Raw genomic sequence first — 21,339 nt, 5'->3', positions numbered from 1 at the left:
TGCGCGAGAAGCATCCCATCCCGGATCTTGATAGGATTTTCCACGCCCAATTTACCCGATCGTTGCATCAGCCGATGTGTCCAAGGCAGGAGATGATACCGGCGGGTAAATGGCGTCTTGAAAGCAGGCCTGGTGGCGGCGGTTGAGATAAGCGAAGGCCGCCTGAACCAAGCGTGCGAAGCGATGGTATGGTTGTTCAGTGGTGCAATCGGTCCTCAATGTTTCAATGATCTTCCATGCCTCAGCGAGAGTGCGGGAGACATGGGTCACTCAGGCATTCGTCCATTGCTCGGTGGCTGATTGCGAAGCACCCTGCCGAGCAGGGCGGAGCCTGCCGTTGAATGCTTCGACAAAAACATTCTGTGACGGCTGTCCCGGTGTGATGTCATGCCGGACGACGCCATGTGCGTCCTGATGGTTGCGGGCATGGGTGCGCCGAGCCGGGCGTTGGTCGACCTCGGGCCCTTGCTACTGATCGGGGATGTTCTATCCGGCTTACGGGCCGCGTTCAGTCTGAGCATCCGACGGCCGTGACGCGGTTGCCGCAACCAACTAGCGCAGGGCAATGGTGACAGACGGTTCCGCCCTCATGACCGAGGCGCTTTACGCATCATGCACAGATCCGCTCCGCCACATTCGCTCAGAAAGCGAGCGCCTGCATCTTAAAATGAGCAGAGATCAGCCGTCTTTACCAAATCTTTAATCTTTGCCCCGACCGTTGAAGGATGAAATATGTCTGGAAAATCACCGTCCGCCGCAATGATGGCGCGACCGATCGCCGTCAAGGCTACGCGCTTGCCGGCAGTATGGGAGAGGCGTTGGAAATGGCCGGTCACCCGAATGCGGTGGCGATCCCGCAGACCCATCAGATGTGGCCCGGCACCCCGGGGGAGACTTTTTTCTGGCGTTAAAGACGGTGTGGAGCACATCTTTTTCTGCCATTGACCTCCGCGCACCATTGGTTACCCGCCCTTGTCTTTTTCGGCAAAGGCCACGCGGATCCGTCATCCGATCATAGACGGCGCGGCTGCTGCGATTGGTCGTCCTCGGCATGAGGTGTGGCCTCATTCTATAGCTTTCTCGTGGCTGGCCGCCTGAGACGATCACTGTCCCGTATGGATGAATTCGGTTTTTGATCCCCGCTCAGTCCTGGGACATGTCCCACCGACGCCCGTGATGAACACTCAAGGTAGGGAACGCCGTAAAAACCGCCTGCAGTAGACGATGGTCGGTCAAAATACCGTTGGTTGGCGACGGCGGCGTCCAGCTGACCAATTGCGCGACCTTCGAAGGTATGCTGCCCAGCGGAAGTCTGTCTGCGGCATGGGTACCAAGGCAACCGATCTACTACGGGCGCGCAGGCCATCTGCCCGGATATGTCGCGGTTCACCGACCCTCAGCGATCTTTATCAACAGCGGACTGCCGTTAACATATACATGCCGGTTTCCGGCGAGCCTCCCGTCGTCCGGACGATCCTCGTAGTGGCGGCCAAGCGGCGCAGCGACACTACTCCTCAGCCTGCCCTGAGACCCAACCGCCATAGAGCGCCGCTGTCTTGTCCAACGGCAGCCGAACCAGCCGCGTCTCGCGCGCCGCGGTATAGAGCGCTGTCACAAGCTCCACCGACTGACGCGCATCCCTCAGGCTGACGTCATCTGCGGCCCGCCCCTCCAGCGCATCGGCGACGGCTTCCAGAAAGCCTTCGAAACCGGATCGCACGACGGGCACGGCGTCAATGACCCGGTCCACATCTTGTTGCCGCGCATCGCCACGGGCCGTGAAGGTCCAGACATCCTCCGCGGGCGTATAGGGAGCCGAGCCGCTTTCCGCGGTCAGCTTTTCAAAGCAGTATCGGAGCCGCGATGTGTCCCGTGCCGCACCCAGCGTCACGGAGCTGGTCATCAGCGCACCGCTCTGCATCACCATCGAAATGGCTGCACAATCGTCCACGTCTATGTCATTTACCCGCGTCGCCAGATGAGCGCTGACCGTCGCGACCGGGCCCATCACATGGCACAAAAGATCATGCGCGTGGATCGCATGACCCAGGATGGCACCACCCGCCTCACCGGCCCAGGTCCCGCGCCAAGGGGTGGCGTAATAATCTGCACCGCGGTTCCAGTGCGTCTCCGCACTGGCGACGAGGGGCCGCCCCAGCATCCCGGCATCGCGCAAGGCTTTCAACTGCGCCATGGCACGACCGTAGCGATACTGAAATACCGGAAAGACCCTGCACTGCGACCCGGTCACAGTGGCCTCGATCCGGTCCACATCGGCAAGCGATGTCGCCAGAGGCTTTTCGCAAATGGCGTGCTTGCCAGCGGCCAGAGCCTCAAGGACCGCAGTCAGATGCAGATGCGGCGGTAAGCAGATGTCGACCAGGTCGATCTCGGGATTAGAAAGCACCGCTGCCAGATCGGCAAAGACACGGATACTGTCGTCAGCGCCCACGGCCTTTGCGGCGCGCGCCAGATCCAGATCGCACATCACATCGACGGAGAACCTGTCCGGCAGCGCACGGTAGCCTGCCAGATGCTCTGCGCCGATCCCGGCACCCACGATCGCGACCCGGATCACCCTACGCCACCTTCGGCCAGGATCTGCGCCTTGAGGGCCAGTTCGCAGACCGTGAACGCGTGTTCCTGCGGCATGGCGGTTTGTGTGCGGTTGCGTAGATCGGCAATCAGCCGCGCGAAGTAGGGCAAGCCAGCATCCCGCGCATCGATGTGCTCGCACCGGTCATCGTTCACCAGTAGCAGATGATCCGTGCCCTCGCGCCCGCCGACATCAACGTATTTGCGCAGCTCGATATAACCCTTTGTCCCGAGGATGGTGAGCCGCCCATCGCCCCAGGTCGGCAGCGCATCGGGGGTGAACCAATCCACCCGGATGTAGCCATGGCCGCCTGCGCCGCGCAGGGCAATTTCACCGAAATCCTGAAGCCCGGGCGTCTCGGGATGCGCCAGGTTGCGGGCCGAGGCCATGGTAATCTCCGCCTCCGTTGATCCTGTAAAGAAGAGAAACTGATCGATCTGGTGGCTGCCGATATCGGTCAGAATGCCGCCATAGGCCGCGCGGTCAAAGAACCAGTCAGGCCGCGTCAGCAGATTGAGCCGGTGCGGGCCCAGACCAACGGTCTGCACCACCCGACCAATGGCGCCCTCAGCGACCAGCTCTGCGGCACGGGTCACGGCGGGCACCTCAAACCGCTCCGAGAAATCGACAGACCAGATGCGGCCCGTGCGCGCAACGCTGGCACGGATCGCAGCCAGTTGGTCAAGTGTGGTGCATCCGGGCTTGTCGCTCATCACGTCCTTGCCCGCCTCCATCGCCCTGATCGCCCAGGCTGCGCGGTCTCGCGGAATGCTCGACAGCAGAACAAGGTCGATGTCAGGATCCTCCAGCAGAACCTCCGCCGTTACTGCCCGCGGCACATGGGCAAAGCGCTTCATGAACCCTGCGACCGTCTCGGGCGCGCCCTCGGTCTGCCAGCCGACAAACTCAGCCCCCGCATCAATCATGTTCTGCGCCATACCAAAGATATGGCGATGGTCGATGCCGATGGCCGCAAATCTGATTGGCCGGGTCATGGGATCAGAACCTCCCGCGTCCCGCTTTTGGCGGCGCGGACGATAGCGTCAATCAATTCGTGGGCTGCCATGGCGTCCGCGCCGCTGGCGTAGAGCGGGGCATCGCATCTCAAATGTGTCACGAAGTTCTCCAGTATTTCCTGATGCCAAGCGTGGGTGAAGGCCATCGGATCCGCACCGCCGCCGGTTGCGGCCTCTTCTCCGAAGGACTGCACACGCCCGTCCCGGTAGGTCGCCGTCAGCATGCCCGCCTCCAGATGCAGGGTTGCCTTCTCGAAAAACAGCCGCAGGCTCTCCGCCCGGCCAGGAAAGCTCGCCGTGCTTGCGGTCAGGGAGCCGACAGCCCCGTTTTCAAAGGTGAGACCCGCGACGACATAGTCTTCGCTTTCCATCTCATGAAAGGCCGTGGTCTGCGCCATGGCGGTCACCGAGGCGACGGGGCCGGTGAAGCTGAGCCCGAGATCAATGGTGTGGATGGCCTGGCTGATCAGCACGCCACCGCCATCGCGCGCGTAGGTGCCGCGCCCGGGCTCATCGTAGTAGCTTTGTGCCCGCCACCACGGCACGTCGAATTCCGCCACGACCAACCGACCCAGACCGCCCTTTGCGATCAGATCCCGCGCTGCGCGGGAGGCCTGGCGCGTGCGGTGCTGAAAGACGACCCCGAGGATGACGCCTGCCTCCCGGCAGATCTGCACGACCTCTCGGGCCTGCTGCGCTGTTCGGCCTACCGGCTTTTCGAGCAGGATATGCTTGCCCGCGGCAGCAAGTGTCGAGACGAGATCAATCCGCGCATTGGGCGGTGTGGCGATGATCGCAAAGTCGATCTGGGGGTCTGTGGCAACATCATCGACGGACGAATAGTGGACCACCGCCGCGCCGATTTTGTCAGACGCAGCCGCGGCCAGCGCTTCGGCACGGTCGGGGCGTCGGGAAACGATGGCCTTGAGGTGCACGTGCCGTGCCGCATCGGCGCAGGCGTCAATATGAGTTTGCGCAACCATGCCAGCGCCGATCAGCGCCGCCGTCTTTCGGTTGTCATCCGTCATCTCGCTCCCCCACCCCGATCTCCCCACAGGAAATCATATGAATCAACGAGCTAACAGGAAAAACATGGATTGGACAGCCGGGTTGAAAACACTTGCTAGGTCGCTATCAACGACTGCATGCGGGTGAAAAACTGCACATGTGTTGGCTGCAAACCCCGTCGGACGACTGTCCCGCGACCCATCTGCGCCGGTCGATGTCACGGGGACATCAGTGCTCCGGACAAAAGGCTGGTTGCGCCGTGACCCGGCTGGTTTTCAGACGAATCCGAGGCGCGCCAGAGCGCGCGCCGCGCTGTCCTGTTCGTCCAACGTGCCGAACATCAGATCGTGATTGAGACTGGAGATCAGGCTGCTCAGCGATCTTTCCTTGACGCAGCGACGCACGAAAGACACCACGTCGCTCTCATCAAGTTGCAGCACATGGTGCGACGGTTTCAACTCTCGGATTGTTTCGTGCAGCATCACCACCCCCGGTTTGCCGATTCTTCTCGGTCAAAATACCCGGCCCGGACAGCCCGTGTCATGCAATGATTGAGGGATCCCGCCCGGATAAGTTGAAACGCGGTGTAATACCTTGGCGCAAGGCGATTTTATTTTCATCCCGCATAACCTGTGGATAACACCGGGAAAACGGCCCTCGCCGGTGGATAACATCGGCGGCCAGATGGCCAGCCTCGGCGGGGCCGATCTGAGTGGCGACAGCGCTGACCGCATTCGACGTCCGGTCAGCGGTGCGCTGCCAGGATCAGATCCGACGCCTTCTCTCCGATCATGATGGCGGGCGCATTGGTGTTGCCCGATACGATCTCCGGCATGATCGAGCAATCCGCGACCCGAAGCCCCTGCACCCCGTGAACCTTCAGCTCCGCATCGACCACGGCATCCTTGCCAGTGCCCATCTTGCACGTTCCTGTCGGGTGATAGATCGACGCGGTATTGTTGCGCGCCCAGTCGAGCGTGGCGTCATAGTCCTCCATGTCGAGGCTGGCGTGGGGCCGGAATTCCTCCGAGATCTTGGAGGTTAACGGCGCGTGACGCGCAATCTTGCGCGCGATGTTCACACCCGCAACCACCGTCCGGCAGTCAGTTTCCGTTGACAGGTAATTGGGGTGGATCTTGGGATAGGTCCGCGGGTCGGCTGATTGCAGCCGGATCTCGCCCCGGCTTTCGGGACGCAGCTGGCAGACCGACATGGTGAAGGCAGAGAACTTATCCGCACCTTTGCCCGGGTTCTCCGCCGACAAAGGCTGCACATGGAACTGGATGTCGGGCGTCTCCACATCCTCGCGCGTCTTGATAAAGCCCGTCGCCAGGCTCGCCGCCATGGTCATTGGCCCCGCGCGGAACATCAGATACTTCAACCCGATCTTGGCCTGACCGAAGAGGCTGGACACCTCGTCATTCAGCGTCGGCTCGTTGCATTTGTAGACCAGTCTTGCCTGCAGATGGTCCTGCATGTTCTTGCCCACGCCCTTGAGGTCCTTCTTGACCTCGATACCGTGTTCGGACAGCTGGTCGCCCTCGCCGATACCCGACAGCATCAGCAGCTGCGGCGAGTTGATGGCCCCGCCCGACAGGACAATCTCGCGCCGGGCGGTTACGGTCTGCAGCTTGCCGCCACGGTCCCGGTAGCTGACGCCCGTGGCACGCCCATCCGCGATGTCTATCTTGTCGACCTGCGCATGGGTGATGATTTGCAGGTTGGGCCTGCTGCGCGCAGGTTTCAGATAGGCCACGGCAGAACTGCAGCGCCGCCCGTTGCGCGACGTCAGCTGGAAAAAGCCCACACCTTCCTGATCCGCGCCATTGTAGTCGGGATTGAACTTGTAGCCCGCGGCCTGAGCGGCGGCGACCCAGGCATCGGTGATAGGACGCTGGATCCGCATGTTGGACACCGACAGCGGCCCCTGATCGCCATGGAATTCGTCAGCCCCGCGCTCATTGTTTTCCGCCCGCTTGAAGAGCGGCAGCACATCATCCCAGCCCCAGCCGGTGTTTCCCATCTGGCGCCAGCGGTCGTAGTCCTGCGGCTGACCACGAACATAGAGCAGTCCGTTGAGCGAGGACGACCCCCCCAGAACCTTGCCGCGCGGCCATTCGATCGAGCGTCCGTTCAGGCCGGGATCCGGTTCGGTCTTGTAGCACCAGTCGACGGATGGATTGTGGATTGTCTTGAAATAACCGACGGGAATGTGGATCCACGGGTTGAGGTCGCGCCCCCCCGCTTCCAACAGGACGACCTTGTGTGCCGGGTTCTTGCTCAGCCGATTGGCCAGTACGCACCCTGCCGAGCCTGCACCGATGACGATAAAATCTGCTTCCACGTCCGCCCCCTCCATGTAGAATAAAAAAACTCTATGCAAAAACGAATTACCATACTAGGGTTTTTTGGGACAAATCGTCTCAATAATTGTCGTTCAGGGAGGAACGCATGAAAGTTCAAAACAATCTCAAGGGCATATCGCGCCGGGATCTCTTCCGGATCGCCGGGCGCTATGGCCTCAGCTCGACATTGCTGGCCGCCGGAACCTTTGGCGGCGCGATGAGCGTGGCAAACCTGGCCGCAGCCGCGGAATCAAGCTACGAAAAACGCTTTGCCAAGGAGGCGAAGTTCACGCTCAAGATGGGCGCTGCCGGTTTCAACCCGCAGAACCTGCTGATCGAGCGTGCCGGCGTGCTGGAATTCCTCCGCGATCTGGAAAGCCGGACCGACGGTGAAATCCGGGTCGAGTTCATTGGCAATAATCAGATCTGCAACCAGCTCAGCTGCGTCGAGAAGACCCAACAGGGCATCGTGGACATGTATGCCGCCTCCACCCAGAACTCTGCCGGTGGTGCGCCCTATCTGAACGTTCTGGACTACGCTTATATGTTCCGCACGCGGGCGGATCAGTACTACTTCATGTACAGCCCGGAATCGCAGCGCATCCTGCGCGAGCCGTTCGAGAAGCGTCACGGGTTGAAGTTCCTCTTCAGCCACGCCGAACTGCGCGGCATCCAGCTGGGTCTGGCGTGGGAAGACCGCGACCTCGTAACCAATATCGAGACGCTGAACGGCACCAAGAACCGCGTGACAGGCACTCAGCTGGGCCGGATCGCCATGCAGGCGCTCGGTCTGAACCCGGTGCCCATCGCCTGGGAGGAAACTCTCGACGGTCTCAAGCAAGGCCTGATCGACGGTGCGGAGACATGGGCATCCGCCGTGGCCTACGCCAACATGTCGCCCGTGGTCAGCCAGTCGGTCGACCTGCGGTTCTTCTGCGGGACAGAGCACACGGCAATGTCCGCATCGGTCTTCGACAGCCTGGACGGTAACCTGCAGGATGCCGTGATGGAATCGGCCTATCTGGCTCAGGTCCACGTGCAAGCCGCCAACGAAGCAGCGCTGGTCAACACCGTTGGTGCGACCGATCCTCAGCTGCCCGGCACGATCTTTGCCCAGAACAACGTACGGATGGCAATGCTGTCAGACGCAGAGCGCAAGAAGGCCGAAGAGATGTGTTCGCCCGAGTTCCAGCCACAGCTGTGGGAGCAGTGGCGCGAGCGGATCAACGGTTGGGCCGGTGGTATCGACACCTACCAGGACATCTACAACGAGGTTCGCAACAACCCGCACGCGCTGGCCGAAAACGTCGAGCCACGCCGCTGGTGGAAAGCCTAAGGGCGCGCCTGACGACAAAACAGCCGGCCCCCGCGGGGGCCGGTTCTTTTTTCCGCCCCGCAGCGGCACACAGGTTTAGGAAAGCGCCTTTGGCAGCGCGTCCTTGCCCCCGGCACTGCGCAGGCGGATCAGACCTTTCGGGAGGGACAAGGTTTGTCGACATTTTCTGAAATTGGAGCGATTATATCGGCTCTCGCGACGCAGGACAGCTTTGAGATCTCGGGTGCGCTCCGACCGAATGGCATCTGGTATCTCGGCGCCTTGACCATGATCGTACTGGGGTTCGCGGTCTCGCTGCTCTATCGCGCGATACCACTCCTTGACCGCCATCTCGAACGAACGATCATGGTGGCCTCCTATCTGGCGATCGGGTTCATTATCTTCTGGGCGGTGATCGACCGCTTCATCTTCAACAGCCAATGGCCCTGGTCCACGACAATCCCCCCTTTCCTGTTCATGATCATGGCCTGGTTCGGCGCCGCCTATAATATCCGGCTGCGCACGCATCTGAGCTTTTCGGAGTTCCGCACGAAGATGGGGCCGACAGGCCAGTTGACCTGCCTCTTTCTCGATTTTCTGCTGTGGCTGGGGTTTGCGCTCATCCTGTTTGTCACGACCTGCCGGGTTGCTGCCAACTCTGCCGCCAATTTTCAGATCGTGCTGGGCACCGACAACACCATGCAGTGGTGGTTCCTCGTCTCCGCGCCCATCGCCGCGGTCCTGATCGCCGGTCGCGCGATCGAGAATATCATCGAAGATTTGCAGAAATACCGCGCGGGTGAACCGCTGATCGAACAAGCGGTCATCGGGGGAGACACATAATGGCTGACGGAACCATCATCACGCTGATCTCACTCGGCGTTACCGCGTTGTTCATGCTGGGTGTGCCGGTCCTTCTGGTGATCGCCTACTGGGTCATCGGCTGTTCGTTCGTCTTGGGGCTCACCCTCGACAACATGGGCGCAGAGCTTCTGAACGTGTTCAACAAGGGCTATGCGCTGCTTGCCATGCCGCTTTTCATTCTGACGGGTGACCTTATCAACAAATCGGGGATCGCCAAACGACTATCGGACTTTGCCTACGCCTGTCTGGGGTGGCTGCGCGGCGGGCTTGCCATGGCCTCCATCGGGGCTTGCGGGCTTTTCGCCGCGATCTCCGGGTCGAACTCCGCCACCACGGCGACCATCGGCTCCATGCTGCATCCCGAAATGGTCAAAGGCGGCTATGACGAACGCTTCTCGGCGGCTACGGCGGCCGCGGGTGGTACCGTGGGGATCATCATCCCGCCGTCGATCATCTTCATCGTCTATGGCTTCCTGCTTCAGCTTGAAGTGGGCGAGTTGTTCATCGCCGGCATCATTCCGGGCTCCTTGATGGTTCTCGCGATGATGCTGACCTGCTGGATCGTCTGTAGCCGCAACGGCTGGGGGCATCTGATCGCCATCAACCCGACGCGGATTTTCAAGACGGGCCTTGGCGGTTGGTTGGGCTTCTTCGCCATCTTCCTGGTGCTCTGGGGCATCTACACGGGCAAGTTTTCCCCGACCGAGGCCGCGGGCGTCACCGTGGGCTTTGGCGTGATCGCAGGTCTGGTCAGCTGGGGGCTCAGCCGACTGTTCCGCATCCGGGATGACAAGACCTGGGATCAGAAGAGCTATGGCGAGATGCTGCTGGTGGACGGTTTTACGCTGCCGGAAATTCCCAGCATCGTTGTCCGCTCGGCCCAGATCACCGGCATCCTGGCACCGCTGATTGCGGTTTCCGTGGTCATGCAGCAGATCCTGTCGCTTTTGGGTGCACAGCAGGTGATCGGCGATTTCGTCACCTCGATGGGCGGCTACTACGCGGTTCTGGCGACGGCGATGGTCATCGTGTTCGTGTCGGGGATGGTTCTGGAATCTCTGCCGGTGACAATCATCCTCGCGCCGATCCTCGCACCAATTGCGGCAAGCGTCGGTGTGGATCCGATCCACTTTGCGGTGATCTTCCTGGTCGGAGCCTCTATCGGCTTCATCACGCCGCCTTACGGGTTGAACCTCTACGTGGCGTCAGGTGTGACGGGCGTGCCCTATTTCCGGTTGCTCAGATATTCGACAATGTATCTTGTCGCATTGATGGCAACTTGGATTCTTGTAGCCTTGGTACCAGACTTGGCGCTGTTCTTGGTGCCAGGTAAGTAGACGCACAAACAGGAATGCCAATGCCAGAGGATTCTCCTCCAAACCCGCAGGGCCAGATCCCGACCAATCTAAGGTTGCTGGTCCTGCTTGAAGAGGTTGCGCGCGCCGGGGTACCGGTGACGCCAACCGCTCTCAAAGACACACTGAACCTGCCCAAGCCAACGCTGCACCGGCTTTTCAACACCGCCGAGGCGTCGGGGTTCCTGCAGCGCGACATCGATGGCCGCTCCTACGGTCCCGGCCCCCGGCTGCGGCAACTGGCCGTCAACACCGTCTCCTCTCAGCGTATCCGCACAGTTCGGCTGTCGATCCTGCGGGCCATTGCAGAGAGGATCGGGGAAACTTGCAATATCGCGACCCCTGACCGGGACGGGATGATCTACCTCGACCGGGTCGAAACCCACTGGCCGCTCCGTATCCAGTTACCGGTCGGCAGCCAGGTGCCGTTTTATTGCACGGCCAGCGGCAAGATGTATCTGTCGTCACTGCGACCGGTGTATTTTGATCGCTACCTCGACGCGGCCAAGCTGGAGGTGCAAGCGCCCGGCACCATCACTGACAAAGCGGCTCTGAAAGCCGAAATAGAAGCAACGCGCAAACGCGGGTATTCCACCGACAATCAGGAGCTGATGGAGGACATGGTTGCGATTGCCGTCCCGGTTACGGACCGGCAAAAGCGCCTGGTCTCCACGCTGTCGGTCCATGCGCCCATGCAGCGGCACGATATCGGATCGCTGACCAAGCATCTGGACGATCTCAAAGCCGCAGCCGCCAGCCTGAGCGAACTGGTCAACAGCTGAGGTTACGCTGCTGCGGTCTGATCCCGGTTCATCCAGAAATGAACTGTTACTTCGCCGTCCCGCCCGCGCACGGGCACCGTTTCGATCCTGTCTGCAGGCGTGCCGCCCGCCGAGGTCTGCGCGGTCATCAGCTCCGCCGTTGCGGCCACGTCCGCGCTGTGGTGCTTGGCGATCTCCAGCAACCGGCTGGCCAGATTGACACTGTCCCCCGCAACGGAGACCTGCTGATGTCGTGCACCGCCCAGCCGCGACAGAACCACCGCGCCATAGTGGAGACCGATCCGGCATCGAAGCGCTGTGTCACCGGGGCCGAGAGCGCGCGCGTTTTCACGCAAGGCAAAGGCCACAGCGAGGGCCTGATCTGCGCAGGGCTGAGCTGCCTCCGTCAGGCCAAAAACTGCCAGCGCACCGTCACCCATGTAGTCCAGGACAACGCCCGATTGCGCCTCCACCGCTGAACTAATCGCCCCGTGGAACCTTTTAAGCAGACCCTGGGTCGCCTCAGGACCCAGCTGCTGGGAAAGTCGCGTAAAGCCGCTCAGATCAATGAAGAGGATCGCAACGCGGCAGGCGACGGGAGTCTTGAGATAGTCGGGATCAGTCGCGATTCTTTCGGCCAAGGCAGGCGCCTGAAAGAGTTTGACGGCGGCCAGCGAGCGGGACACCTGCGCCGCTCTCCTCCGCTCGATCAGATACCGAAGCACGCCGCAGAGCACGAAGGGCAGAGCACCGCTGGCCAAAGGCACAGCCGCACTGAGCCAGATGCCTTGGGCAAAGGCCCAACCTACCACCGCCATCCACGTGGCCAGCGCGCCCGTGGCAAGAAGAGCGCCCAGGGAAAGCGGCAGTATCAGCAGCAGCCCACTGATCAGGACGGCGATGACACCGCTGGCAACCGCATCGACCCGCCGTGTCATCTCATCACGGCGCAGCGTTGGACCACCCAACAGCTGCGAGACGGCAGTGGCCAGCACCTCCGCCCCCGGAACACTCTCACCGTAGGGCGTCGTGAACCGGTCGCCGAACCCGGTTGCGGTGATGGCAACGATCACGATCTTGCCGGTCAGTGCCGCGGTCTGTTCACCTCGGAGAACGGCGGCCGCGGAATACGTGGGCACGCTGCCGCGGGGGCCGATCAGACGCAGTGGCATGCTGAACCCGTCGTCGAGCGAAACCCGGGTCGCGCCCAGCTCCAGCCCTCCCGCAGAGATGGCCGGTTCCTGCCCGATAAATCGGGCCGCGAGCCGCAGCGCAAAGGCGGGCTCAATCCCGTGGTCTGTTCGAAAGACCACCGGCAGGTGACGCGGCACCCCGGTTGTGTCGACGGACAGATTGACCAGCCCGACCTCAGCGGCTTCGGCAAACCGGGCATCCGGGCGCAGGACCTCCGCTGGCTGCGCGACACCGGGCCCTGTACCCGAAAACCGGCCTGCCGCGGCGATGATCACCGGAGCGGATGCGAGCGCCTCTGACAGGGCCTGATCCGCGCGCGCCTCGCCGGGGTCAGCCAGAATAACGTCGAGACCGATAGCCCCCGGGGAGGCAGCCGCGACCGCCGTGATCGTCCGCGCGAGCATCGACCGTAGCGGCGCGCCCACCTGAGCGGCCTGTGCCATGGTCGCATCGTCTATCGCGACGATCACCACATCCTCCGGCGGGGTGACAGTGCCCGCGATGCGAAACCGAAGGTCGAGAAGTGCTGCCTCCGCCGGATCGGTCAGGCTGCGTTCGGCGGCCAGATGCGGGTTGATCACAACCCATGCCCAGAGCGTCGCGGCACATGCCGCCAGCGCAACGGTCAGGGCTTGTTGCCTCATCGCCCGAAGCGGGCCAGCAAAGCCTGCACGCGCGCGGCGCCCCATTGCCGGACGATCAAGGGGGTATCATCGCTGACATCCACACCCTCCCCGGCACCCAGCAGCACGCGTGTGTCGGAGCGGGTGCTGCGCGCCACCATGACCTCCCCTTCGATCACGAACACCGACGTCCCCGTGGGCGTCACATCCAGCGCATAGACCGTCCCGCGTACCGCCGCGATGGCATGCGGCGTGCGAACCTGCGGGCGCGCGACGCCCGGTGCGACCTCGATCAGCGCCCCGCCCCGTTCAAGCTCGATGATCTGGGGCGGGCCGTCCTCTTGGGGAGAGACAAAGCCAAGCTCCGTCGCTGCCTCCAGATCCAGCGTGATGCCGGATGTACAAGACAGCACCTCGCGCGGTGGCTCTGCCACGGCCACGACGCTGCAGCCCGGCAGGGTCTGCGCAGGGGCAGCGCCTGTCCCAGCCAAAACCAAGAGTGCCAAAACGACCGGAAATATCTGAAGTACATTCATAAACCAACTTTCTGCAGATTTATCGGCGCCGCTGCGCGAGGCGCCATGTAAAGCCGTTCGGGGACGCCCTCCAATACCCTGCTCACGGTGTCTTCACCAGAGATACCGCCGGGAAACTCCAGCCACCGCGCGGTGGTTTAAGCCGCGCGCAATCTGTTTGCCACAGTTTGGCGCCGATCAAAACCTTCGCATGGGAATTCCAATGGCCGATACCTCCAGCTGCCTGTCTTTGCCCTTTATCCAGCCTAGCCAGGCCCAAAAGCATGTCACTCACAACGAGGCCCTGCGCATTCTCGATGTGCTCACGCAGCTCGGAGTTCTGACCGATGACCAGTCTGAGCCGCCCGGTGTCTCGGAGGAAGGCGACCGCCATATCGTGGGCGATGCGGCCTTGGGCGTGTGGTCCGGGCAGGAAGGACGTCTGGCGCTCTTTGAGAACGGACTATGGCAGTATTTCGAGCCCAAGAGCGGCTGGCGCGCCTATGTGAGCGCGCGCGAGACGATGGTCGTCTTTGACGGCACCGACTGGATTGACCTCGACAGCGCGGAACTGCAGGACATCGAAGGGTTCGGTTTGGGCATGACCTCCCAGCCCACGGCGCCCTTTGCGGCCAAACTGAATGCCGCGCTCTGGACAGCGCTTTACCGGGCGGACGGTGGCGATGGCAATCTGATCTCCACCTTCAACAAGGAGCGGTCGCGCGACGATACCGGTTTCGTCTTTCAGAAAGATTTTGCCACGCGCGGGCTGCTGGGTCTTTTCGGCAACGACAATCTGCGCCTCGCCACCTCGGCCAACGGGGTCGATTTTCAGGACGGACTCGTGGTCGATGTCGCCACAGGCATCGTGGATCAGCCCAACCTGCCGCGGTTCAAGGCCGCCACGAACTTCGACAACTATACGGCTGCAGATATCTGGACGACCGTCGGCATCAATGACGCTGCCTTCAACGATCAGAGCGCTTTTGACCCCGGCACCAATCAGTTCACAGCGCCCGTTGCGGGCAGCTATGTCTTTGGCGCGACCCTGACGTTCAAACAGAACAACTCGGATCAGGCGCGGCTGCGCGGGCGCTTCCTGCTCAACGGCAGCGACACGGTCAGCGGCTCCCTGGTGGAGCAGACCGGCCCCCATGTGTCGGAGCGCACGACGCTTCAGAACCAGGCGATGGTGCTGCTCTCCGAAGGCGACACGGTCGAATTGCAAGGGCAGCTGCGGGATCAGGACGGCTACTTCATGGCCGACCAGACCGTCTTTTGGGGCTACAAGGTCGGTTAAGGCCGCCCGTAGCGGCAATCGATCCGGAAAGATGCGGCTGACTGCTTGACCTGAGCGGTCGGATGACACCAAACCATGGCACGGCTCAAACGGCGGGGGATTGCCCCGCCGCACGCACATAAAGGGTTTCGCCATGGATCTGCGTTCGCATCACCCCTACCCCTCGCGCCGCTCGGCTGTTGCAGCGGACAATCTGGTCTCGACATCCCATCCTCTGGCCGCTCAGGCAGGAGTGCGGATGCTGGCACAGGGTGGCAACGCGGCAGACGCAGCCCTTGCGGCAGCGATCACCCTGACAGTGGTGGAACCAACGGGCAACGGCATCGGCTCGGACGCTTTCGCGATCCTGTGGGACGGCACCGCGCTGCACGGGCTCAACGCCTCCGGCCGCTCCCCAGCGGGCTGGACGCCGGAGCGGTTCGCAGGCCATGACACGATGCCTTTTCATGGATGGGAGAGCGTCACCGTGCCGGGCGCGGTCTCGGCCTGGACAGCGCTGTCCAGACGCTTCGGCAAACTGGCCTTTGCGACGCTCTTTGAGCCCGCGATCGGCTATGCGGAAAACGGATTTCCCGTCTCGCCCGTCATCGCCACCCTGTGGCACCGCGCAGCCCAACAGTTGAGCAGCCAGCCCGGATTTGCGGAGACCTTCATGCCCGAGGGCCGCGCGCCCCGCGCAGGCGCGTACTTCCGAAGCCCCGGACACGCCCGCACCCTGCGGCTGATTGCAGAGACAGAGGGCCGTGCCTTCTACGAAGGCGAGATCGCAGCCGAGATTGCCGCTTTCGCTGCCGAACATGGCGCAGCACTGACGCAAGCGGATCTCGCCGCCAATAGCCCAGATTGGTGCGGCACCATCGCAAAGTCCTTCGACGATACAACACTGCACGAGATCCCGCCCAACGGGCAGGGCATCGCAGCCCTCATGGGCTTGGGCATCCTGTCGCAAACCGGTATCCGCGATATGGACGCAGACGACCCACAAGCACTGCATCTGCAGATCGAGGCCATGAAACTGGCCCTGCGCGATGCCGAAAGCTACGTCGCAGACCTGGACCATATGAAAAGCATCACAGTGGAAGACCTGCTGGACGACGGCTATCTGGCGACGCGCGCGCGGGAAATCGACCCGGCGAAGGCCCGGGATGTCGGCGCAGGCGCGCCCAAGCACGGCGGTACGGTCTATCTGACGGCGGCGGATGCCTCTGGCATGATGGTATCGTTCATACAGTCAAACTACGCAGGCTTCGGCTCTGGCGTCGTGGTGCCCGGCACCGGTGTGGCGCTGCAGAACCGTGGCGCGGGCTTCAGCCTTGACCCCGCGCATCAAAACCACGTGGGCCCGGGCAAGCGCCCCTTCCATACGATCATCCCCGGATTTCTCATGGGCCCCGACGGCCCGCAGATGAGTTTCGGCGTCATGGGCGGGCCGATGCAGGCTCAGGGGCATGTGCAGATGGTGCTCCGCACCCAACTCTGGGGCCAGGATCCGCAGATGGCTGTGGACGCACCGCGCTGGCGGGTGACCGACGGGCTCGGCGTCGCCTGCGAAACCACTGTTCCCCCCGCCACCATCGAGACCCTGCGCGCCATGGGCCACCAGATCACCCTCGAGGCGCCCGACAATGCCTTTGGCTTCGGCGGCGCCCAGCTCATCCACCGGCTGTCCGGCGGCCGCGGCTATGTGGCGGGCTCCGATCCACGCAAGGACGGCGCGGCAATGGGCTTCTGACGCAGCACCCCGCGGCGTCCGCTCGCGCCGCCCTGCTCTTTCATCTTGCCAAATAAACTCAAATCCGACGCAGTAACCCGCGCTGCCGTCGGATACGGCGCACCTCAGGCCGCCAGATAGGCCTCGCGGATTTCAGGATGCGCTTTCAGATCCTCCAAAGTACCGTGATAAACCTGCGCGCCGCTTTCGATGATCACTGCCCGATCCGCCACCGCCTGCGCGAAATGCAGGTTCTGCTCGGACAAGAGCACTGTCAGCCCTTCGGATTTGAGCTGCTGGATAACTCGTGCCATCTGCTCCACGATCACCGGGGCCACGCCCTCGCTGGGCTCGTCGAGCAGCACGACGGACGGGTTGCCCATGAGTGTCCGCGCGATCGTCAGCATCTGCTGTTCGCCGCCCGACAGTGCCTTGCCGCGGTTGTTGCGGCGCTCGGCGAGGTTGGGAAACAGATCGAACAGCATGTCTTCTGTCCAGGTGGGCGCCCCCGCGCGCGGCGGCTGACGGCCCACCAGCAGGTTCTCCGCCACGGTCAGGTCGGTAAAGATGCGCCGCTCCTCCGGCACGTAGCCAAGCCCCATTTTGGCGATCCGGTGCGGCGGCAGCCCGGTGATCGGTGTGCCATCGAAACGCACGGTCCCCGAAGCCGGGCGCACAAGCTGCATGATCGACTTAATTGTCGTGGTCTTGCCCGCCCCATTGCGCCCGAGCAGCGCCACCACCTGACCGCCCGGCGCAGAAAAGGACAGATCGCGCAACACGTGGGCCTTGCCGTAAAAACTGTTGATGCGCTCGACCTCAAGCATGCGCCGTCTCCTCCGCGCCAAAGACCGTGCCACCGCCCAGATAAACTTCCTGCACCAGCGGGTTGCCCCGGATCTCAGCGGCGGAGCCTTCGGCGATCAGAGCACCGCGGTTCAGCACCATAATGCGGTGGGCATGGGCAAAGACCACATCCATATCGTGTTCCGTAAAGAGCACGCTGACACCCCGGTCCGCGACGATCTTGGCTGTCAGTTCCATCAGGGCGATCCGCTCGCGCGGTGCCATCCCGGCGGTGGGCTCGTCCATCAGCAGCAGCTGCGGCTCGTGCGCCAGCGCAATCGCCAGCTCCATCCGTTTGAGATCACCGTAGGCCAGCACGGCACAGTGCCGGTCCGCCTGCTCGGCCATCCCTACCATGTCGAGCAGCGCGAGTGCCTCCTCCCGGTGCATCCGGTGGGCGAAGGTGAGAAAGCGGAAGACTTCGCCGTGGTGCGACAGCAGCGCCATCTGCACGTTCTCGATCACCGTCATGGAGCTGTAGGTCGCGGTGATCTGAAAGGTGCGCCCGACCCCCTTACGCCATATCTGCCGGGGCGAGAGGCCGGTGATCGGCGCACCGGCCAGCAGCACCTCCCCGGCCGAGGGTGCAAGCTGACCCATCAGCATGTTGAAGCACGTACTCTTGCCCGCGCCATTGGGTCCGATCAGCGCCAGCAGTTCAGCCTTGGCCAACGTAAAGCTCACATCATCCACCGCGGTCAGCCCGCCGAAGGTCTTGGTCAGCCCGCAGGTCTCGAGCACCGCACTCATGTCTGCTCTGCCGTTTTGAGAATACCAAGCCGGCTGGCTGCCTTGCGCAAGGAGCCGACGATGCCTTCGGGTGCCACGATAACCACGAAGATGATCAACAGACCCATCACCAGCCGCCAATATTCAAACCGAGTCAGCAGATCCTCGATACCTTTGAAGAATGCGCCCCCTGCAACACCGCCCGCCAGTGTCTTGACGCCGCCAAGGAAGACCACGATCAGCGCGTCGAAGCTGCGCACGATCTCCAACTCGTTGGGAAAGACACTGCCCTTTGAGAAGACAAAGAGCCCCCCGGCCACCCCTCCCATCATCCCGGCAAAGCCAAAGGCCACCAGCTGCACCCGGCGGGTGTCGATACCGGTCGCTTCGGCTTGCCGGGCGCTGTCGCGTGCGGCGCGCAAGGCATAGCCGAAAGGCGAATGGGCCACGTGACGCAGGACGATGATACCGCCCACGGACAGCGCCAGCGCAAAATAGTAATAGATCGTGGTGCCGTTGAGCCAGTCGGCGGGCCAGATATTGACGATACCATCGTCACCGCCTGTGACCTCGCCCCACTGGAAAACGAGGCTCCAGATCAGCTGCGCAAAGGCCAGCGTCAGCATGGCGAAGTAAACACCCGTCAGCCGCAGGCAAACCCAGCCGATGGCCAGTGCTGCAAGCCCCGCCCCCAGGGGTGCCAGCAGAAAAGCGGCCTCCATCGGGCTGCCCGCGTGTTTGACCATCAGGGCCGCGATGTAGGCACCGCCGCCGTAATAGGCCGCGTGCCCGAAGCTCACGAGCCCGCCAAGCCCCAAAAGGAAGTGGAGGCTTGCCGCGAAGAGACAAAAGATCACGATATCCGTCAGCAGCACCTGCGCGAAGGTCGAGCCGAAGACCGGCACCAGCGCCAGCACGGCGAGCCCCGCAATCACCATCAGACGCACCGGACCGGAGGCAGGCTTGATCGGCGTTTCCGGCTCGCCCACCTGACCATGCTCGCCCGCAACTTCCTCGCGGCCCAGCAGACCGTAGGGGCGGATCATCAGCACCACGACCATGACCACATACATCAGCACCAGTGTGGATTGCGGCAGGTAGGTCACACCAAAGACATTGAGGACGGAGATAAGGATCGCGGCGAGATACGCCCCCGGCAGCGAGCCCATTCCACCGATCACGACAACGACGAAGATGGGCGCGAGGATGGTGAAATCCATCAGCAAGTCGGCACCGCCCTTGGGCAGTTGCAGCGCGCCACCGAGGCCGGCGAGTGCCGAGCCGAGGGCGAAGACGCCCGTAAACAGCCACGCCTGATTGACGCCGAGGGCACCCACCATCTCGCGGTCTTGCGTCGCGGCACGGACGAGCACGCCGACCCTTGTACGGGCGATCAGATACCACAGGGCCAGCGCCACGAAAGGGGTGAGGATCAGCAGCACGATGTCGTATTTCGGGATGGGCTCGCCCATGATCCGGTAGACACCGCGCAGGCCGGGGGCGCGCGGACCGAGCAGATCTTCCGGCCCCCAGATCATCAGCGTCAGATCCTGCACCACGAGGATCACGCCGAAGGTCGCGACGAGTTGAAAGAGCTCCGGCGCGCGGTAGACGGGCCGCAGCACCAGCATCTCCACCAGCATGCCGATGAGCCCCACGGTCAGCCCGGCGAGCAGGATCGCCGTCCAGAACCCCACGGCCCCCGGCAGCACCTGCATGAAGGTGTAGCCGGTATAGGCCCCCAACATATAGAGGCTGCCGTGGGCGAAATTCACGATCCGCGTGACACCAAAAATCAGCGACAGCCCACAGGCCACGAGGAACAGCGAACTGGCATTGGCCAGCCCTGTCAGTATCTGCGCGACAAAGAATTCCATGGGTATCCGAGGTTAGGGGCGACAGGAGGCAGCACGCTCGGAGGCGTGCTGCACGTGATCGAGGGGCGGTCAGCGTTACTGCGAGGGCCGCAGTGCGCGCACTTCCTCATCGGATGGCAGGTAATTCGCGCCGTCCTTGTATTCCCAATCGACCATCACACCCTTGCCGTCCTGCAGCGCGGTGGCGCCCACATATGCCCCCATGGTGGACTGGTTGTCGATCTCGCGGAAGGTGATGTCGCCCATGGCGCTGGCCACTTCCAGCCCTTCGAAGGCTTCGCGGATGGCCTCCGTCTCGGTGGAACCTGCGCGTTCCAGTGCCGCGGCAATGGACTGAACGGTCATGTACCCGACAATGGAGCCAAGGCGCGGGTAGTCGTCATAGCGGGCCTGATAGGCGGCGACGAAATCGCCCGCGGGGCCGTCGTTCAGATCATACCAGGGAAAACCGGTCACGGTCCAACCTTCGGGTGCCTCATCACCCAGTGGGTCGAGGTACTCGGGCTCGCCCGATAGCAGGCCGTAGACATTCCGCCCTTCGAACAGACCGCGGTCGGTGCCGTCGCGCACGAATTTCGCCAGGTCGGGGCCGAAGGTGACGTTATAGATCGCATCGGGTTTGGCGCGCTCCAGCGCCTGCACCTCGGCGCCCGCGTCGATCTTGAAGAGCGCGGGCCACTGCTCGGCGACAAACTCTGCCTCTGGCTTGAGCCTCAGCAGGTTCTCCTTGAAGGCCGCGACCGCGTCCTTGCCATAGGCATAGTTGGGCGCGATGGTGGCAAAGCGGACTGCATCCGTCTTGGCAGCGGCCTCTGCCAACATCGCCGCCTGCATGTAGGTCGAGGACCGCAGCCGGAAGGTGTAGGCATTGCCCTGTGCCCAGACCAGACTGTCGGCCAGCGGCTCGGAGGCGAGGTAGACATAGCCCTTTTCGCCCGCAAAGGACGAGATCGCCAGACCGACGTTCGACAGGATCGTCCCGGTCAGCATCACCGCGCCCTCGCGGGTCATAAGCTCTTCGGCGATCTTGACGGCCTCGCCGGGCTCACCCTGATCATCGCGAAAGATGAACTCCAGCGGTTTGCCCAGCACACCGCCCGCGGCGTTGACTTCTTCCACGGCCAGCTCGATCCCCATCTTGTAGGGCCCTGCAAAGGCCGCCATGCGCTTGTAATGGTTGATCTCGCCGATCTTGATGGTGTCTTGGGCGAGCGCGGGCAGCGGCAGGGCAACCAGCGCGGCAGCCGCCGCGAGCCCTCTCAGGAATGTCTTGCGTTTCATGGT

General features: G+C 62.7%; 18 protein-coding genes. 7 read left to right on the top strand and 11 right to left on the bottom strand.

Going from position 1 to position 21,339, the window contains the following annotated elements; translation table 11 throughout:
- The first annotated feature begins 725 nt into the window (after window positions 1-725).
- Complete coding sequence (locus Q1A53_RS20970) at window positions 726-911, top strand: hypothetical protein (RefSeq protein WP_299970487.1); 186 nt, start codon at window positions 726-728, stop codon at window positions 909-911.
- A 596-nt stretch (window positions 912-1,507) separates the two neighbouring features.
- Here Q1A53_RS20970 and Q1A53_RS20965 read toward each other — a convergent pair.
- The 5 genes from Q1A53_RS20965 to Q1A53_RS20945 all read right to left on the bottom strand — a co-directional run bounded on the left by Q1A53_RS20965 (window position 1,508) and on the right by Q1A53_RS20945 (window position 6,979).
- On the bottom strand, window positions 1,508-2,578 hold the full coding sequence (locus Q1A53_RS20965; RefSeq protein WP_299970484.1) for a Gfo/Idh/MocA family oxidoreductase: 1,071 nt from the start codon (window positions 2,576-2,578) through the stop codon (window positions 1,508-1,510).
- On the bottom strand, window positions 2,575-3,591 hold the full coding sequence (locus Q1A53_RS20960; protein ID WP_299970482.1) for a Gfo/Idh/MocA family oxidoreductase: 1,017 nt from the start codon (window positions 3,589-3,591) through the stop codon (window positions 2,575-2,577). The genes Q1A53_RS20965 and Q1A53_RS20960 overlap by 4 nt, the downstream gene beginning before the upstream one ends.
- On the bottom strand, window positions 3,588-4,640 hold the full coding sequence (locus tag Q1A53_RS20955) for a Gfo/Idh/MocA family oxidoreductase (RefSeq protein ID WP_299970479.1): 1,053 nt from the start codon (window positions 4,638-4,640) through the stop codon (window positions 3,588-3,590). Before Q1A53_RS20955 ends, Q1A53_RS20960 begins: the two co-directional genes overlap by 4 nt.
- A gap of 255 nt (window positions 4,641-4,895) precedes the next feature.
- The gene (locus Q1A53_RS20950) at window positions 4,896-5,102 is read right to left on the bottom strand and encodes a hypothetical protein (protein ID WP_299970476.1); all 207 of its coding nucleotides are present in this window, start codon (window positions 5,100-5,102) and stop codon (window positions 4,896-4,898) included.
- A 263-nt stretch (window positions 5,103-5,365) separates the two neighbouring features.
- Complete coding sequence (locus Q1A53_RS20945; protein ID WP_299970473.1) at window positions 5,366-6,979, bottom strand: choline dehydrogenase; 1,614 nt, start codon at window positions 6,977-6,979, stop codon at window positions 5,366-5,368.
- A gap of 92 nt (window positions 6,980-7,071) precedes the next feature.
- Between Q1A53_RS20945 and Q1A53_RS20940 the strand changes: the two genes are divergently transcribed.
- From Q1A53_RS20940 to Q1A53_RS20925, 4 genes are all read left to right on the top strand, one after another.
- A complete protein-coding gene (locus Q1A53_RS20940) occupies window positions 7,072-8,301 on the top strand; it encodes a TRAP transporter substrate-binding protein (RefSeq protein WP_299970471.1) in 1,230 nt (409 codons plus the stop codon).
- A 153-nt stretch (window positions 8,302-8,454) separates the two neighbouring features.
- Window positions 8,455-9,123 (top strand): TRAP transporter small permease subunit, encoded by a 669-nt coding sequence (locus tag Q1A53_RS20935; protein WP_299970468.1) that lies wholly within the window; start codon window positions 8,455-8,457, stop codon window positions 9,121-9,123.
- Window positions 9,123-10,481 carry a TRAP transporter large permease gene (locus Q1A53_RS20930; protein ID WP_299970465.1) on the top strand — a complete coding sequence of 453 codons (1,359 nt, stop codon included), beginning with the start codon at window positions 9,123-9,125 and terminating at the stop codon, window positions 10,479-10,481. The genes Q1A53_RS20935 and Q1A53_RS20930 overlap by 1 nt, the downstream gene beginning before the upstream one ends.
- Before the next feature lie 20 nt (window positions 10,482-10,501).
- Entirely contained in the window at window positions 10,502-11,281 is a 780-nt protein-coding gene (locus Q1A53_RS20925) for an IclR family transcriptional regulator (RefSeq protein ID WP_299970462.1), read from the top strand.
- A 2-nt stretch (window positions 11,282-11,283) separates the two neighbouring features.
- Here Q1A53_RS20925 and Q1A53_RS20920 read toward each other — a convergent pair whose 3' ends face one another.
- On the bottom strand, window positions 11,284-13,098 hold the full coding sequence (locus Q1A53_RS20920) for an adenylate/guanylate cyclase domain-containing protein (protein ID WP_299970459.1): 1,815 nt from the start codon (window positions 13,096-13,098) through the stop codon (window positions 11,284-11,286).
- Window positions 13,095-13,568: a FecR family protein gene (locus Q1A53_RS20915; protein ID WP_299970457.1), complete on the bottom strand. Its 474-nt coding sequence runs from the start codon at window positions 13,566-13,568 to the stop codon at window positions 13,095-13,097. Before Q1A53_RS20915 ends, Q1A53_RS20920 begins: the two co-directional genes overlap by 4 nt.
- A gap of 247 nt (window positions 13,569-13,815) precedes the next feature.
- Between Q1A53_RS20915 and Q1A53_RS20910 the strand changes: the two genes are divergently transcribed.
- Both Q1A53_RS20910 and Q1A53_RS20905 read left to right on the top strand, forming a co-directional pair.
- Complete coding sequence (locus Q1A53_RS20910; protein ID WP_299970454.1) at window positions 13,816-14,892, top strand: DUF2793 domain-containing protein; 1,077 nt, start codon at window positions 13,816-13,818, stop codon at window positions 14,890-14,892.
- A gap of 133 nt (window positions 14,893-15,025) precedes the next feature.
- Complete coding sequence (locus tag Q1A53_RS20905; RefSeq protein WP_299970451.1) at window positions 15,026-16,624, top strand: gamma-glutamyltransferase family protein; 1,599 nt, start codon at window positions 15,026-15,028, stop codon at window positions 16,622-16,624.
- 104 nt (window positions 16,625-16,728) lie between these two features.
- Here the strand turns inward: Q1A53_RS20905 and Q1A53_RS20900 are convergent, their stop codons facing one another.
- The 4 genes from Q1A53_RS20900 to Q1A53_RS20885 form a co-directional block, all read right to left on the bottom strand.
- Window positions 16,729-17,430 carry an ABC transporter ATP-binding protein gene (locus Q1A53_RS20900; protein ID WP_299970448.1) on the bottom strand — a complete coding sequence of 234 codons (702 nt, stop codon included), beginning with the start codon at window positions 17,428-17,430 and terminating at the stop codon, window positions 16,729-16,731.
- The gene (locus tag Q1A53_RS20895) at window positions 17,423-18,199 is read right to left on the bottom strand and encodes an ABC transporter ATP-binding protein (RefSeq protein ID WP_299970445.1); all 777 of its coding nucleotides are present in this window, start codon (window positions 18,197-18,199) and stop codon (window positions 17,423-17,425) included. Before Q1A53_RS20895 ends, Q1A53_RS20900 begins: the two co-directional genes overlap by 8 nt.
- Window positions 18,196-20,055: an ABC transporter permease gene (locus tag Q1A53_RS20890; protein ID WP_299970442.1), complete on the bottom strand. Its 1,860-nt coding sequence runs from the start codon at window positions 20,053-20,055 to the stop codon at window positions 18,196-18,198. The genes Q1A53_RS20895 and Q1A53_RS20890 overlap by 4 nt, the downstream gene beginning before the upstream one ends.
- A gap of 75 nt (window positions 20,056-20,130) precedes the next feature.
- Window positions 20,131-21,336: an ABC transporter substrate-binding protein gene (locus tag Q1A53_RS20885; protein ID WP_299970439.1), complete on the bottom strand. Its 1,206-nt coding sequence runs from the start codon at window positions 21,334-21,336 to the stop codon at window positions 20,131-20,133.
- Window positions 21,337-21,339 lie beyond the last annotated feature (3 nt).

Origin of the sequence: uncultured Roseobacter sp. (assembly GCF_947496515.1) — a bacterium.
Lineage (GTDB): Bacteria > Pseudomonadota > Alphaproteobacteria > Rhodobacterales > Rhodobacteraceae > Roseobacter.
The sequence above is the reverse complement of the archived record's forward strand: the minus strand, read 5'-3'. Positions and strand labels throughout refer to the sequence as shown.